This is a genomic window from Leucobacter faecis (assembly GCF_054456635.2).
In genome coordinates this window covers 65,381-80,512 of sequence record NZ_JBTJEP020000019.1, presented here as the reverse complement: position 1 = coordinate 80,512, position 15,132 = coordinate 65,381, and the positions used below count along the sequence as shown (strand labels likewise).

The following is a 15,132-nucleotide window of genomic DNA, read 5'->3' as shown; positions in this document are numbered from 1 at the left end:
AAGATGTTTCTCATCAACTTTGCGATGGGCGTCGTCACCGGCATCGTGCAGGAGTTTCAGTTCGGCATGAACTGGTCAAACTACTCACGCTTCGTCGGCGACATTTTTGGCGCCCCGCTCGCAATGGAGGGCCTCATCGCCTTCTTCTTCGAGGCGACCTTCATAGGCCTGTGGATCTTTGGCTGGGACAAGCTACCCAAGAAGGTGCACGCCGCCACCATCTGGTGCGTCTGGATCGGCAGCGTACTCTCGGCCTACTTCATTCTCGCCGCCAACGCGTTCATGCAAAACCCGGTCGGCTACGAGCTGAACCCCGAGAAGGGTCGCGCCGAGCTCACCGACATTGGCGCGGTGCTGCTCAACCCCGTCGCCCTCACCCAGTTTCCGCACACCATCTTCGCCGCCGTCATGTTCGCCGGCACCGTCATGGTGGCCGTCGCGGCGTGGCACTTGAAGCGCAACCAGTTCGTCGACGAAATGCGCACGACGCTGCGCTTTGGCGCGGTCGCCAACATTCTCGCGTTCATCGGCGTGGGGCTGTCGGGTCACTCCCTCGGCGTGGTGATGAGCGAAACGCAGCCCATGAAGATGGCGGCCGCCGAAGCGATGTACGACACCGTCTCGGGCCGAGACGCCTCGTTCTCGCTGTTCAGCCTCGGCACCCCCGACGGCGCACACGAAATCTTCTCGGTGCGCATCCCGTACCTCGCATCGGTGCTCGCCACGAACTCCTTCGACGGCACCGTCGAGGGGATCCGTGACCTGCAGGCCGACTACACGGCCATGTACTGCGGCAGCCCCGACTCGCTGCTCACCTGCCCCACCGACGGGCAGTTCGCCCCCATCATTTGGGTCACCTACTGGGCGTTTCGCTGGATGATCGGCCTGGGCGCCATTGCCGCACTCGTGTCGCTCGTGGGCCTCTGGATCACCCGCAAGAACACGCAGCTGCCCACCTGGGTGTGGCGCGTCGCCATCTGGACGGCCCCGCTGCCCATGCTCGCGTCGCTCGTCGGCTGGGTCTTCACCGAGATGGGCCGCCAGCCCTGGATCGTGTTTGGGGTGATGACCACTGAACAGGGGGTCTCACCGGGCGTACCCGCCTGGGCGGTGCTCGTGTCGCTGTCGGTGTTCACCCTCGTCTATGGCGCGCTCGCCGTCGTCGAGTTCAAACTGCTCGCGAAGGCCGCCAAGGAGGGGCCGCCCGAGATCGCTGATGACGCCAACGGCGAGCCCGATCACCAGTCCCTCGCGACGGTCTACTAGAACGGACATCACACACCATGGAACTCACAACCGTATGGTTTCTGATCGTCGGCGTCTTCTTGATCGGGTACTTCGTGCTCGACGGCTTCGACTTTGGCGTGGGCATGGCCCTGCCGTTTCTCGGTAAAGACAACACCGACCGCCGCATGATCATCAACACGATCGGCCCGGTCTGGGATCTCAACGAGACCTGGCTGATCGTCGCGGGCGCCGCGATCTTCGCCGCGTTCCCCGAGTGGTACGCCACGATGTTCTCGGGCTTCTACCTCGCTCTGCTGCTCATTCTCGTCGCGCTCATTTTGCGTGGCGTCTCGTTCGAATACCGCCACCAGGGCAAGGGCGAAGCGTGGACGAAGTGGTTTGACCGGTTCATCTTCTGGGGCTCCGTGCTGCCGCCGTTTCTCTGGGGCGTCGCGTTCGCAAACCTCGCCCAGGGTGTGCCCATCGCACCGATGGAGCGCGGCGGCTGGATCTACGAGGGCACGCTCTTCACGCTGCTGAACCCCTACGGTCTGCTCGGCGGCCTCGCGATGCTTTTGCTCTGCTTCACCCACGGGCTCGTGTTCATCGCGCTCAAAACGACCGGCAAGATGCGCGATGACGCACGCGCGCTCGCCACCAAAGCGGGCATCGCCACGATCATCGTGGGCGCCGCCTTCCTCGCGTGGACGATCATGCAGTACGCTTCGAGCGACACCGCTTGGCTCATCATCTTCACATCGGCGGTCGCCGCGGTCGCACTCATCGCCGCCTGGCTCGCCAACCTCGGCGGCCGCGAGGGATGGGCGTTCACGGGCAACACCGTCGCGATCACGTTCGTGCTGCTCGCGGTCTTCATGGCGCTGTTTCCCAACGTCATGCACTCGAGCATTGACCCGACCTACTCGATGTCGATCGCGGGCGCCGCAAGCTCCCAGAAGACGCTCGAACTGATGACCTGGACGGCCGCGTTCACTATGCCGCTCGTCATCGCCTACCAGGCATGGACCTACTGGATCTTCCGCAAGCGCCTTTCGCGCGCGCAGATCCCAGCCGACACCGCGCCCACCCCCGTCGCGGCCGCCTGAGCATGAAGCCACTCGATCCGCGCCTCCTCCGCCACGCCTCCGCCGCGCGCCGCGTCCTCGCGCTCGGCGGGGGCTTCGGCCTCGTACGCACGCTCGCGACCGTCGCCTGGTGCTGGCTGCTCGCGCACGCGCTCACCGCGGCGCTGCTGCCCATCTTGGGCGGGGCGGGGGGCGGCGCGGGTCGCATCGGTGAGAATGCTCCGGATCCGGGCCAGCTGCCCTGGCTCCTCGCAGGTGCCGCGGCCGCGTTCACCGTGCGCGCCGCCGCCGGCTGGGCGATGGACGTGTCGGCGGCCCGCGGCGCCGTACGCGCGAAGGCACAGCTGCGAGCAGCCGCACTCGACGCACTCGACGCGGCAGCCCAGGGCTCGGGCCCGAGCACCCCTGCGGCAGACACCACCACGGTGCTCGGCCGCGGCCTCGACGCCCTCGACGGTTACTTCTCGGGCTACCTACCGCAACTGATCCTCACCGCCATCGCCACCCCCGTGCTCGTCGCCGCGATCTTCGCCGCAGACCCGGTCAGCGGCGTCACCGTGCTCATCGTCTTTCCCATCATCCCCCTCTTCATGGTGCTCATCGGGCTCGCCACCAAGCAGGTGCAAGACCGGCAATGGGCCCAGCTGCGCAGGCTCTCGGGCTCCTTTCTCGACGCCGTCGAAGGCCTGTCGACGCTCAAGATCTTTCGCCGCGAGCACAGGCAGGCAGCACGCATCGCCCGCGAGGCCGACGACTACCGCGGCCGCACCATGAAGGTGCTACGCGTCACATTTCTCTCGGGGTTCGTGCTCGATCTCGCCGGCACCTTCTCCATCGCCCTCGTCGCCGTGACCGTGGGCACGCGGCTCGTCGACGGCGCGTTTCCGCTCGCGCTGGGCCTCTTCGTGCTGCTGCTCGTACCCGAGGCGTTCATTCCCATTCGACAGGTCGGCGCAGCCTTTCACGCCTCCACCGAGGGGCTGGCCGCCGTGGCAGACGTCTTTGGCACGATGGATGCTGCAACGCGCGAGGGCGCGGCAGCCCCCTGCCCTGTCATCCTGCGCGAGGAACGAGACGCAGGATCCACCCCCGCCCTCGTAGTGCGCAACCTCGTCGTCACCCGCGGCGGCCACGCCGTGTCTGGCCCCGTCTCGCTCAGCGTCGCCCCCGGCGAAATCGTGGCCCTGGCGGGCCCCTCGGGCGCCGGCAAATCGAGCCTCATCGCTGCCGTACTCGGATTCGCGAGTTACACCTCGGGCTCCCTCGAACGCCCCGCCACCATATCGTGGGTGGGCCAGCGGCCCGACCTCGCCCGCGGCACCGTCGCCCACAACGTGGCGCTGGGTGAGGCTAGGCCCGATCCGGAACTCGTGCAGCGCGCGCTCGCCGCCGCGCAGCTTGCCGAGCTTGCCCCGAGTACCGAGCTCGGGGCGTTGGGCGCAGGCCTTTCGGGCGGGCAGGCGCAGCGCGTGGCGATCGCCCGCGGGCTCTACCGCGCGTGGGCCAGATCGGTCCCGCTCCTCATGCTCGACGAACCGACCTCGGCGCTCGACGCCGACACCGAGGCGCGCGTCATGCGTGCGCTGCGCGCCGAGGCCGCGGCGGGCCGGGCCGTGCTCGTTGTGAGCCACCGGCCCGCTGTGCTCGCCGCGGCCGATAGCGTCGTGACCATTGACGCTCAGACACAGGAGGTCGCCCAGTGAGCGCTCACGCCACCAGCCCCGAGGCGCGCCGCGTGATTGCGCGTGCGCTGCCGCCACGCCCCGCGGCACTCGCAGGCAACGCCTGGGGCGTACTGGCAGACGCCTGCGTCGTGGGGCTTCTGGGCCTCAGCATGTGGCTCATTGTGAGCGCTGCCGAGCAGCCACCCATTCTGCACCTCACGTTTGCGATCGTGGGGGTACGCGCGCTCGCGATCGGCCGGGCCGCGCTGCGCTACGTGCACCGGCTCGCCACGCACGACGCCGCGCTCGCCCAGCTCGCCCCGCTGCGCGCCGCCACCTTTGATTCCCTCGTACCGCGCGTGCCCGGGGCGCTGCCCACGAGCCGCCGCGGCGAACTCCTCGCAGCGTTCGTTGACGACGTCGACCAGCTGCAAGACGAACCGCTGCGCGTGCGCGGGCCGCTGATCACGAGCAGCATCGTTGTTGTGCTGTCACTCGTGGTTGTCGCCCTCATCGCCCCGATCGCGGCCCTTGTGCTCGCGCTCGCGCTCGCTATCTCGGGAGCACTCGCCGTGTGGCTCGCCGCCCGCACGTCGGGCGAATATGATCGCGCGCTCGCGGCCGCACGCGCCCGTCTCAGCGATGCGCTGCTCGAACGCTTCACCCGCTCAGAAACGCTCGCGGCCTTTGACGCGCTCGGGCAATCGCGCGAGACGATTCACGCGGCTGAGGCCGAGCTGGCACGCATTCAGTTGGGGCGGGCGGCAGACGCGGGGCGCACGGGCGCGATCCTCGCGGTGGGCGCGGGCACTGCGACCCTCGCGACGCTCGTGGCGGTCTCTCCCGGCGGCGTCGGTGCGGGAGTTGCTGGAGCTGCGGGTCTGTCTGCGCCGCTCATCGCGGCCGTCACCGTGCTGCCCGCCGCTGTTTTCGAGATCTTCGCACAGGTACCCGCCGCTCTCGTGGCCGCGCGGGCCGTGCGCGCGAGCGCCGAGCGCGTGGCGCGGCTCACCGAGGGGGCCGTACCGCCCGAGATTCCGGTCGAGCCGAGCGCGCCGGTCGAGCTGAGCGCGCCGGTCGAGCCGGGGGCGCCTGCGCCGGCGGATCCGGAGCAAGCCGCAGCGCCCAACACAGACACGACCGGCACAGACACGACCATCGAGCTACGCGACGTCTCGGTGCGGCATGCGGGCACCTCGGCCGACGCCGTAGCGGGTGTCTCATTGACGCTGCGGCCGGGCGAGACGCTCGTCGTGACGGGCGAGAGCGGGGCCGGCAAGAGCACACTGACGCTCGCGCTCACCCGATTTCTCGCGTACGAGGGTTCGTATCTATTGGGCGGCGTCGAAGCAGCAGACCTGCCGATCGCGGCGGTGCGCCGGGTCGTGGGGCTGTGCGAACAGCAGCCGCACCTCTTCGACACCGACCTGCGACAAAATCTGAAGTTTGCGCGCGACACCGCGACCGACGAGGAGCTGTGGGCGGTGCTCGCGCGCGTGGGACTCGACAAGTGGGCGGCCTCACGCGGTGGCCTTGATGCGTGGATTGGCGAGCGCGGTGCGCTCGTGTCGGGCGGCCAGGCGCAGCGCATCGCGCTCGCGCGCGTGCTGCTCGCAGACTTCGCAGTGGTGGTGCTCGACGAACCCACGGCGGGCGTCGACGCCCCGCTCGCCGATCGCTTGCTGCGCGACCTGCTGGGCGCGCTGCCCCCAGACCGGTCGGTGTTGCTGATCACGCACACCGAGGTGCCCGCCGAGCTGCCAGGCTCACGGTTGGTTCTTGCGCGTAGACTAGCTGGGTGACATTGAACGCTTCGCCCGATTCTCGACCCCGCTTCGCGGCACGCCTCGAAGATTGGGTGCACGCGCGCCGAGCCAAGCGAGCGGTCGCCAAGGGCAAGACTCCGTCGGTGATTCCGTACATTGGGTACGGCACCACCGAGTGGGTGCGCGTGCTGGGTCGAGTGCTCTACCTGCGCCCCGAGAGCCGCGAGCACACCCGGTTTCGGCCAGACGTCGCCGCCGTGTCGCGCGTGCGCGGATGGCGCACGTTTACGAGCCTGTCGGTGCCGCACCAGCCCGTGCAGGTGCTCATTGACGGCGTACACGTGGCCGAAGTGGTCGCCGACCGCGGTGGCGTGATCGATTCGATCGTGCCCGTTTCGCTTGCGGCAGGCTGGCACACGGTAACCCTGCAGGCGGGCGACAGCGAGGCCGCCGACGCCCCCGTCAAGATCGTCGACCCGCGTGCGCAGCTCGGGGTGATCTCTGACGTGGACGACACGATTCTCATCACGGCACTCCCCAAGCCCTTCGTGGCGGCCTGGAACAGCTTTGTGCTCGACGAGCACGCGCGCAGCGCAACGCCCGGCATGGCCGTAATGCTCGACCACATCACCGCGCACCACCCCGGCAGCCCCGTCGTCTACCTCTCTACTGGCGCCTGGAACGCGGCGCCCGCCCTGAGCCGGTTTCTCGCCCGCAACCTGTACCCGATGGGCCCGCTGCTGCTCACCGACTGGGGCCCCACCCACGACCGCTGGTTTCGCAGCGGCCAAGAACACAAACGCCGCGAACTGCAGCGCATCGCGCGCGAATTTCCTGACATGCGCTGGATCCTCATCGGTGACGATGGCCAAAACGACGAGCGGCTGTACCACGAGTTTGCCCGCGAGCACCCCGAGAATGTCGCCGCCGTACTCATTAGGCAGCTGTCGATCGGAGAGGCGGTGCTCGCGGGCGGGCGTTCGAAGGCGCGCGTCAACCGCAGCACGAGCGGTGTGCCCTGGGTTTACGGCCCCGACGGCGCAACACTGCGCGAGGAGCTGAGAAAGCTCAACCTGCTGTGACCGGCCCGGTCACGCGGCCCTGGCGCCGGTTCGAACGCGACCTCACCGGGCGCTTCACCGTTAAGGTGCGGCCCTCGTGGTTTCAGCTACTCAAGGGAGCGGCCGCGTCGATTCTGACCTGGTTTGTGTGCGGTGCAATCTTCACCGAACAGCTGCCCATCTTTGGGGCGATCGCCGCTCTCTTGGTGATGCAAGATAACGTCGATCAGTCGCTCACGAAGGGTATCGAGCGCGTCATCGGCGTGCTCATCGGGGTGTCTGTCGCGATCGGCGCCGGATCCCTGTTTGGGAACCAGCCCTGGCTCTTCATTGCCGCGATTCCCGCGGCCATGGCGGTGGGCTGGCTACTACGCATGACGCCCTCCTCTGCAAACCAGATCGCGATCAGCGCGCTGCTCATGATCGCGCTCGGCGGTTTGCAGCTGCACTACGGGGTGGAGCGGCTCGTCGAGACCGCCATTGGCGCGGCGATCGGCGTGCTCATCAATGCGCTCGTGATCGCCCCCGTGCGCAATTCGTCGGTGCACGAAGCGATTGTGTTGCTCACCGACGACGCCGCACTCGTACTCGAAGAGATCGCCGACGGGCTCACGACCCCGCGTGACTCAGCGTGGCTCGCCCAGATGCTCGCCGACGCTCGCGCGCTGCAGTCCGAGCGTACCCGCGTGCACCAGTTGCTACGACAGGCGCGCGAGAGTCTGAGGTTTAATCCGCGCAGCCGCCGCTACCGCGAGGCGCTCGCCGAAGACGACGACCAGTTTCAACGGTTGCAGCCGATCGTGACGCAGGTGATTGGCATGGCGCGGGCGCTCAGCGACCTATACTCCCCCGACCTGGCCGCAGACCCCACGGTCACTGGCATGGCCGATGAGATGCGCCGGGCCGCTCACGATCTCACGCGGCTCGCGCACGCGACCGAGGGTGAGCCTGTCGAGCCGCCCGCACTCACGGCGCCGTACACGATCCCCCGGCCAAGCCCCACACACTGGGTGCTGGTGGGCTCACTGATGGAGGATCTGCGGCGCGTGCGGGGCCGGATCACGGGCGAACTCGACTAGCTCTGGCGATTACGCCTGCAGCGCCGCCTGTACGTCGAGCGTGATCGTGACGTCTGAACCGAGCAGCAGGCCGCCCTTTTCAAGCGGCGCGTTCCAGGTCAGACCGAAGTCCTCGCGCTTCACGACCGAGGTCGCGGTGAAGCCGACCTTGTAGTTTCCGTAGGGGTCCTCACCGAAGCCACCGAACTCGAAAGCGAAGCTGACGGGCTTCGTCACACCGCGCATCGTCAGCTCACCGTCCACGTAGAAGTCGCCGCCCTCGGCGCGTGCGCCGGTCGACACGAAGGAGAGCTCGGGGTGCTCGTCGGCCGCGAAGAAGTCGCCCGTACGCAGGTGCCCGTCACGGTTCTTCTCGTTCGTATTGATCGACGCGACCTCTGCCGAGGCCGTTACCTTCGAGTCGAGCGGGTTCTCGGCCGTCTCAAACGTGGCCGTGAAGTTCTCGAACTTGCCCTTTACCTTGCTGATCGCGAGGTGGCGCACCGAGAAACCAACTTCTGAGTGCGTGGGGTCAATGATCCAGGTACCTGCGCGGTAACCGGGAATCTGTGCTGCGGTGATCTGTGCTGCGGTGTTCGACATGCTGTGCCTTCCAAGTGTGACTAACAAAGTGTGACTAACAAAGTGTGACTAACAAAGTGAAGCGGCCAGGTTGTGCGGCCTCACATAGGGTCAACGGCACTTCAAGAATTTATATTCCCGTGCATCTAAATATTTTTGTGCACGGCGAGATGCGGGCGCAACGTCGATTCACATGGATCACTGCAGCAGTGATTTATCTTCGTCCACAGGCCCTCTTTTCGTGGTCTCTACGTTCGAATCTGTGGATAACATTTCCCGAATATTTGTACGATTTGTGAGATAATAGATACATGACTCCCACCACCTCACCCCTGCTCTTGGTACACACGATGTACCAAGAGCAGGGGCGTGTCACCGGCCGTTGGAGCGTGTTTGTATCATGACCGCTCACGCCCCGGGCCCTACTCCTCGCGCATCGCGCGGGGAAGGGGCCGGGGCGGGCCGCAGTGCTGGCGGCGGTGGCTCAGGTAAGGGGCAGAAGAAGCCCCGCAAAGAACAGCGCGAACGGCGTCGTGACGGCCGCACCACGAACGAAGCCGTCACCTATGTTGAAGAACTCACGCGCATGCAACGACGCATCGACCGCGACCGCATGGACGAATACGCCCGCCTCGTCGCGGTCGCGTCACATGACCGCTCCCCCGCCCAGCTCGGGCTGCGCTGCCTCCGGGCAGAACTCGCGGCCGCGCTACACGTGAGTGAACACGCGGTCGAACGTGAACTCGACCTCGCCCACACCCTCGCCACCCGCTATGTCGCCACGAGTGAAGTGCTCGGGGCGGGGCTTGTCGGGTTGGCGCACGTGCGCGTGATCTGTGACGCGGGCACGATCATCGGATCAGGCGAGGGATCTGCCGTGCGGCACGCGAAGTACGAAGCGGCCGTGCTGAAGTACGCGATCGAAGAAACCCCGACCCGGTTGCAACCCATCGCGAAGCGGCTCGCCGAGGAATACGCTGAAGTGTCACTTGACGAGCGGCACGCGGCCGCCCGCAAGCGACGCCGCATTGAAGTGATCGACCGTGAAGACGGAATGGCCGAACTGTACGCCTACCTGCCGGCCGAGATCGCGTACGCGATCAAAGACCGGGTGCAGCGCATCGCGAAACAAACCTGGACCGTCGAAGTCGTCACGGTCGAGGCTGAACGGCAGGCCGCCGCACGTGAAGACGCCGCCCGCGACGCCGCCGCGCGCGAAGCAGACGCACGGGCTGCTGCCACCCAAGCGGCTGAGCAGGCGGCGCAAGAGGCACCCGCCACCCAACCCGGGCAAGGCGAGCACATCGGCCAGGCCGAGCACCCAGGCCAGACGGGCGAGGCCAGCCAGGCAGACCAGACGGCAGAGCCGGCGCCAAGCCTGGCCGATCAAGTGGCACCAGCGCGCACCCTCGACGAGGTACGCGCCGACACCCTCGCCGAGCTGCTCCTCAACGGCAACCCGTACACCGATCTTAATGTGAACGACGGCAGCAAAGCAGCGCAGGTACCCAGTGGGTTCTTCGCGCACGTGCAGGTGATGGTGCCCATCGCCTCGATCCCGGCCACAGCAGACCTCACCACCGACACCAGCACCGCATCCCCGCGGCAGGTGTGTGAACTCGTGGGGTACGGGCCGATCGCTTCGCAGATCGCGCACGACATGCTCGCGCTCTCCCGCAACGTCTCCCGCGTGGACGAAGACGAGTACGGTAACGTGCTGCGCGTCGACCGCTATAAACCAACGAGAGCGATGCGTAACCTGTTGTGGGCGAGAGACCGCAGGTGCAGGTTTCCGGGCTGCACCCGGCTCCCCATAACCTGCGACATGGACCACACGCTCGCGTGGGAACACGGCGGCCCCACCACCACAACTAATTTACAACTGCTGTGCAAAGCGCACCATTCCTTGAAACACGGCACGGATTGGCGGCCCGTGCAAGACCGCACGGGCACGGTGACGTGGAAGAGCCCGACCGGTCGGGTACACACGGACCGGCTCGCGGGCCGCCGCTACCCCCGCCCCGACACTGGCCCCGAGAACGGGCAGCCCGGCGATCTTGGGCCCGACCCTTGGGACGAGGCGCCAGCGGTGGAGCAGGAGTTCAGCGAGTTTTTGTGGTGGCGCCAAGCGAGTACGGAAGCAGACCGCCCAAAACCAGCAGAGACCACCCCGGCAGGCACAGCCACAGGCCCCAAGCGCGAGGTGAGGTTCGTGACTGCCGACAGCACCGACAACACCGACAGCACCGACGGCAATGACGCAGGCACGGGCGATGAGGCTCGCAGCAGCGAAGCCACCGACTGCAGAGCCTGGCACAGCGGGTTCACGGTACGCGACCGGCTCACCGCCCTCGAGAAGCACGCCCTCACCTGCGGCTGCAACTACCCCGAGTTCTGCGACCGCGAGTGCCGCACAGAGCTCCGCGCAGAATACGAGCGCAGGGCCGCCCGCAGCGTCCCCAAAGAACAGCCGTTCTAGTGCTCTCTACCTGGGCCGGCGCTTCGCACTCTCACGAGCGCGCTCGGCTGTCTCGTCACGGCCCGCCGTCGGTGTGAACGCCCCATAACGCGCCTTCGCGGCCTCCCCAATCAAGAAGTCACTGACGGCGGGGTTCTTCGGCAGCAGCGAACCATGTAGGTACGTGCCAATCACGTTGCCGCTGCGCGCACCCTCCACGCCCGAAGTGGGGTTGTTGCCCGCTCCCTGCAGCACGCGCCCCAACGGGCGTGAACCGTCACCGAGCGTGGTGTTACCGCTGTGGTTCTCGTAGCCAATCACCTCGCCCAGCTCTCCCGCGTCGAGCACAATGTTGCCAATCATGCGGTCGCTGCCGCCCCGAGTCTCAACGTCGAGCACGCCAATACCCTCGAGCGTCTCCCCTGTGTGGGTGATGAACCGGTGCCCAAATAGCTGGTAAAGACCGCACACCAGCAGCATCGGAGTGCCACGTTCAGCGAGTGTGTGAAACTCCTCCCGTCGGCTCACCAGGTCAACTGCAACACGGCCCTGACCCGAGTCTTGGCCGCCTCCGCCGATCACAATATCGACGTGTTCAGGCAACTGGTCGCCCGGATTCAGTTCGACAACCACGGGCTCAAAACCGTGGGCTCGAGCGCGCCTGGTAAGAGCGAGCACATTGCCGCGGTCGCCATAAATGTTCATGTCGCGCGGGTAGAGCGAGAGAATGACGAGTTCGCGCGTCGTTTCGTTTGCTGCGGTCACCAGATGTCCTCCACGTCGGTAATGAGCGCGAGTGCGCGACGCAGCTCGAGCATGGCGGTGTACGTGCAGTAGATGCGCCGTGGCTGCCCCGGGGTGCGCTCACGAAAGGCCGAAAGCGCACGCCCCAGGTCTTCTTCCACAAGCCCGGTCGCCACGTCATCGTGCTCCAGACGCAGCACCATGTCCCAGGCACGGGTGCCCGAAACAGTGTCTACGCCCGCACCACTACCGGCGGCCGCCAAGCTCGAGAAATCGACGTCCCACAGCCAAGACATGTCTCGGCCATCGGCATACTCGTCGTTGATGGCAATCATGGTCGCCACCCCCGCCGCTTCGAACGAAGCGAGCCCGAGACGAAAGCCAGAGGGGTTCTTCACCAGCACCAGCTCGAGAGGCTGGCCGTCGAGCGTGAGCTGCTCGCCCCGACCAAACGCGGGGCGTACCTGTGACAGCGCTTCGACAATCGCGCTGGTGTCGGCCGACGGCTGCTGGACGGCCGAATGCCCGGGCTGTGGCCCGGCCGCGAGGATCATGCGCACGGTCGACAGCGCTGCGGCAGCGTTAAAGGTGTTGTAGAGGCCTTCAAGCTTCAGAGTGGTGCTGTACGCCTCGCCGTCCATTTCGAACGTGGCGGCGTGGTCGCCGAGCACGGTGAGAGTCACATCTGCCGGGCGCGCAATAGCGGCGGCGACAACCTGCGCGGCTTCCCCCGCATGAAAGTCGTCGTCACTCGGAAAAGTCGCAAGCAGGTCGGGTGCCAGCCCGAACGCACGTACCTCGGGGGCGGCGCCGCGGCCACGCGTGCGTTCCCCGATCATTGCGACGAGTGGATCCTCACGATTCACGACAAGGCCGCCCGTGGTGGCATCTGCGATGCGCTGCAGATACCGCGCCGTCGTGTCTATCTCCCCAAAGCGATCAAGCTGGTCACGCAGCACGTTCAGCAGCAGCGTAAAACGAGGCGGCACGCGGTCAATGAAGTACATTGCGTGCGCTTCGTCGAGCTCGAGCACAGCGATGTCGGCATTGATCCGGCCCCGGATCGTGCTTTCCTGGATCGCCGCAGCGACGACCCCGCGCGAAAAATTTGAGCCGGTCTTGTTGGTAAACACCCGCAGGCCACGAGCCTCAAGCATCTCGACAACCATCTTGGTGGTTGTCGTTTTGCCATTGGTGCCGCTCACGGCAACGACCCCGTACGGGAGTCGGCCGAGTACGCGCCCAAGGTACCCCGGGTCGATTTTTTCTACAACGAGGCCGGGTAGAGCCGAGCCGCCGCCGCGCAGCCGCGCCACTTGGCGTACGGCTTTACCGACGGCGGCCGAAATCACATCACGCATGCGTTCAAGCCTAGTGGCGCGCTAGTCGGCCGCGTGACGGCCGCGCGACTCACCGCGCAGTTCACGCGACAGCAGGTCGGGGCGCACACGGCGGGTACGCTCGACACGCGCCTCGTGCCGCCACTTGTCAATCGCGGCGTGGTTGCCTCCGAGCAGCACGGCCGGGATCTCACGGTCGCGCCACGAAGCGGGCTTGGTGTAGCTCGGGTATTCGAGCAGCCCGTCCTCCTCGTGCGACTCCTCGACGAGGCTTTGCGGGTTTCCCACCACCCCCGGAACGAGTCGTCCGATCGCTTCGATCATGGCAATCGAGGCGACCTCGCCGCCGTTGAGCACGTAGTCACCGATGCTCACGAGACGCACCCGGCCGCGGGCCGAGTACTCGTCAAACACGCGCTGATCGATGCCCTCGTAACGGCCGCAGCCAAACACGAGGTGCGGTTCTTGCGCGAGCTCGTGCGCCATCTTCTGGTTAAACACGTCACCGGCGGGCGATGGGAAGATGATGACGGGGCCGTCTGAAGAGTCGCCGCTCTCGATAATTCCGTCGAGAGATTCGCCCCAGGGCTCGGGCTTCATCACCATGCCGGCGCCGCCGCCCGCGGGCGTGTCGTCTACCTTGCGGTGCTTATCGTGGGCGTGGTCGCGCAGGTTGTGCACGCGCAGGTCGAGCAGCCCCTTGTCCTTCGCCTTGCCGAGCAGTGACAGCTCGAGCGCGGCGAAGAACTCGGGAAAGATGGTTACAACGTCGACCCTCACGCGTCACCCCGCGCGATTTCGGCCTCGGTCTCATCGAACAGTCCTGTGGGCGGGGTCACGTGCACGACACCGCCTTCAATATCGACGCTCGGCACGATCGCCTCAACGAACGGCACGAGCACCGTGCCGTTGGGCGTGGTTACCGAGAGCAGATCCTGTGCTGGGAAGTGTTGCACTTCTGCAACCTTGCCGAGCACTTCAGGGCCGTTCTCGCCGTCACGTACGACATCAAGACCGACGAGCTGGTGGTCATACCATGCATCATCTTCATGCCCCTCAGCCACGGCCTGCTCGTCGATCCACAGGATCGCGCGCACAATGCTTTCTGCCGCGGTACGGTCGGGCACCTCGGTGAAGAATCCGACGGGAGACTCGTTGAACCAGCGCAGCTCACGCATCGTGATCGTGCGGCCAAACCAGTCAGAGTCGGAGGGTACCTGCAGGTGAAACACTGCGCCTGGCACAAACCGCAGCTCGGGGTTATCGGTGAAGAGCTCGAGCTTGAGCCCTCCCTTGAGTCCGTGGGGCTTTGTCAGCCGGCCAACGCGCAAGCTCCCCGCCCCGCTAGCGGGACGGGGAGCTTGCGCGCGCCCTGAGGCGTCGGCCATCAGACGCCAGCCTCGGCAGAGTTATGCGTGGCATCAACCACGGCTGCATCAACCACGTCGGTATCGATGACGTCGACGCGCACGCGACCCGTCTCAGACAGCGCCGACACAACGGTGCGCAGCGATGACGCAGTGCGGCCGCCGCGACCGATCACGCGGCCCAGGTCGCTCGGGTGCACGCGCACCTCGAGCACCTCGCCGCGACCAGTGTCGCGCGAGTCCACCCGCACCTGATCTGGGTGCGTGGAAATACCGCGCACCAGGTGGTCGAGCGCCTCAGCGAGCGCCTGTTCAGCCAAGGGTCTTACGCCTCGGTGGTCTCAGCTGCTGCTTCCTCAGCGGGAGCCTCAGCCGGTGCCTCTGCGGGCTTCTCAGCCTTGGGGCGCAGAACGGTCTTCTTTGCAGCGTCTGCCTCGAAGGGAACCTTAGCCTCGGGTGCCTTCACCAGCGACTCGGTGTTGCCCTCGCCGGTGTGCTTGCCCCAGTCGCCGGTCAGCTTGAGCAGCGCAGCAACCTGCTCGGTGGGCTGTGCACCCACGCTGAGCCAGTACTGAGCGCGATCCGAGTCGATCTCGATGAACGAGGGGTTCTCGGTGGGGTGGTACTTGCCGATCTCCTCGATGACGCGGCCGTCACGCTTGGTGCGCGAATCTGCAACGACAACACGGTAGAAGGGTGCGCGGATCTTACCGAAGCGCTTGAGGCGAATCTTGACAGCCATGAGTGACTCCTTGAATTGAATGGCACAGCACCTGGCGC

General features: G+C 66.4%; 14 protein-coding genes. 7 read left to right on the top strand and 7 right to left on the bottom strand.

Translation table 11 applies throughout. From position 1 onward, the window contains the following. From ACXR2T_RS13355 to ACXR2T_RS13330, 6 genes are all read left to right on the top strand, one after another. On the top strand, window positions 1-1,266 hold a 1,266-nt coding region (locus ACXR2T_RS13355), incomplete at its 5' end, for a cytochrome ubiquinol oxidase subunit I (RefSeq protein ID WP_489945544.1). Between the two features lie 17 nt (window positions 1,267-1,283). Continuing rightward, window positions 1,284-2,333, top strand: coding sequence for a cytochrome d ubiquinol oxidase subunit II (cydB, locus tag ACXR2T_RS13350; RefSeq protein WP_458838678.1), 1,050 nt, complete (start codon window positions 1,284-1,286; stop codon window positions 2,331-2,333). A gap of 2 nt (window positions 2,334-2,335) precedes the next feature. Beyond that, complete coding sequence (gene cydD / locus ACXR2T_RS13345; protein ID WP_458838677.1) at window positions 2,336-4,015, top strand: thiol reductant ABC exporter subunit CydD; 1,680 nt, start codon at window positions 2,336-2,338, stop codon at window positions 4,013-4,015. After that, window positions 4,012-5,778 carry a thiol reductant ABC exporter subunit CydC gene (cydC, locus tag ACXR2T_RS13340; protein ID WP_458838676.1) on the top strand — a complete coding sequence of 589 codons (1,767 nt, stop codon included), beginning with the start codon at window positions 4,012-4,014 and terminating at the stop codon, window positions 5,776-5,778. Before cydD ends, cydC begins: the two co-directional genes overlap by 4 nt. Beyond that, entirely contained in the window at window positions 5,775-6,824 is a 1,050-nt protein-coding gene (locus ACXR2T_RS13335; protein WP_458812945.1) for an App1 family protein phosphatidate phosphatase, read from the top strand. The genes cydC and ACXR2T_RS13335 overlap by 4 nt, the downstream gene beginning before the upstream one ends. Beyond that, window positions 6,821-7,882, top strand: a complete 1,062-nt coding sequence (locus ACXR2T_RS13330; protein ID WP_458838675.1) for an FUSC family protein — start codon at window positions 6,821-6,823, stop codon at window positions 7,880-7,882. The genes ACXR2T_RS13335 and ACXR2T_RS13330 overlap by 4 nt, the downstream gene beginning before the upstream one ends. A 9-nt stretch (window positions 7,883-7,891) precedes the next feature. On the opposite strand, the gene ACXR2T_RS13325 is transcribed toward ACXR2T_RS13330, so the two are convergent. Further along, window positions 7,892-8,464, bottom strand: coding sequence for a YceI family protein (locus tag ACXR2T_RS13325; RefSeq protein WP_458812949.1), 573 nt, complete (start codon window positions 8,462-8,464; stop codon window positions 7,892-7,894). Window positions 8,465-8,843: 379 nt separating this feature from the next. On the opposite strand from ACXR2T_RS13325, the gene ACXR2T_RS13320 reads away from it, so the two are divergent. Beyond that, the gene (locus tag ACXR2T_RS13320) at window positions 8,844-10,922 is read left to right on the top strand and encodes an HNH endonuclease signature motif containing protein (protein WP_489945543.1); all 2,079 of its coding nucleotides are present in this window, start codon (window positions 8,844-8,846) and stop codon (window positions 10,920-10,922) included. A 6-nt stretch (window positions 10,923-10,928) separates the two neighbouring features. Here ACXR2T_RS13320 and ACXR2T_RS13315 read toward each other — a convergent pair whose 3' ends face one another. Genes ACXR2T_RS13315 through rpsP form a run of 6 tightly spaced genes read right to left on the bottom strand, consistent with a single transcriptional unit; the run spans window position 10,929 to window position 15,094 of the window. Next, the gene (locus ACXR2T_RS13315; protein WP_458839611.1) at window positions 10,929-11,666 is read right to left on the bottom strand and encodes a type 1 glutamine amidotransferase; all 738 of its coding nucleotides are present in this window, start codon (window positions 11,664-11,666) and stop codon (window positions 10,929-10,931) included. After that, on the bottom strand, window positions 11,663-13,006 hold the full coding sequence (locus ACXR2T_RS13310) for a DUF1727 domain-containing protein (RefSeq protein WP_458839612.1): 1,344 nt from the start codon (window positions 13,004-13,006) through the stop codon (window positions 11,663-11,665). The genes ACXR2T_RS13315 and ACXR2T_RS13310 overlap by 4 nt, the downstream gene beginning before the upstream one ends. Window positions 13,007-13,027: 21 nt before the next feature. Then, the gene (trmD, locus tag ACXR2T_RS13305; protein WP_458839613.1) at window positions 13,028-13,765 is read right to left on the bottom strand and encodes a tRNA (guanosine(37)-N1)-methyltransferase TrmD; all 738 of its coding nucleotides are present in this window, start codon (window positions 13,763-13,765) and stop codon (window positions 13,028-13,030) included. Further along, the gene (gene rimM / locus ACXR2T_RS13300; protein ID WP_458839614.1) at window positions 13,762-14,373 is read right to left on the bottom strand and encodes a ribosome maturation factor RimM; all 612 of its coding nucleotides are present in this window, start codon (window positions 14,371-14,373) and stop codon (window positions 13,762-13,764) included. Before rimM ends, trmD begins: the two co-directional genes overlap by 4 nt. Further along, entirely contained in the window at window positions 14,373-14,672 is a 300-nt protein-coding gene (locus tag ACXR2T_RS13295; RefSeq protein WP_458816334.1) for an RNA-binding protein, read from the bottom strand. Before ACXR2T_RS13295 ends, rimM begins: the two co-directional genes overlap by 1 nt. A 5-nt stretch (window positions 14,673-14,677) precedes the next feature. After that, window positions 14,678-15,094 (bottom strand): 30S ribosomal protein S16, encoded by a 417-nt coding sequence (rpsP, locus tag ACXR2T_RS13290; protein ID WP_458816332.1) that lies wholly within the window; start codon window positions 15,092-15,094, stop codon window positions 14,678-14,680. Between the last annotated feature and the right edge of the window lie 38 nt (window positions 15,095-15,132).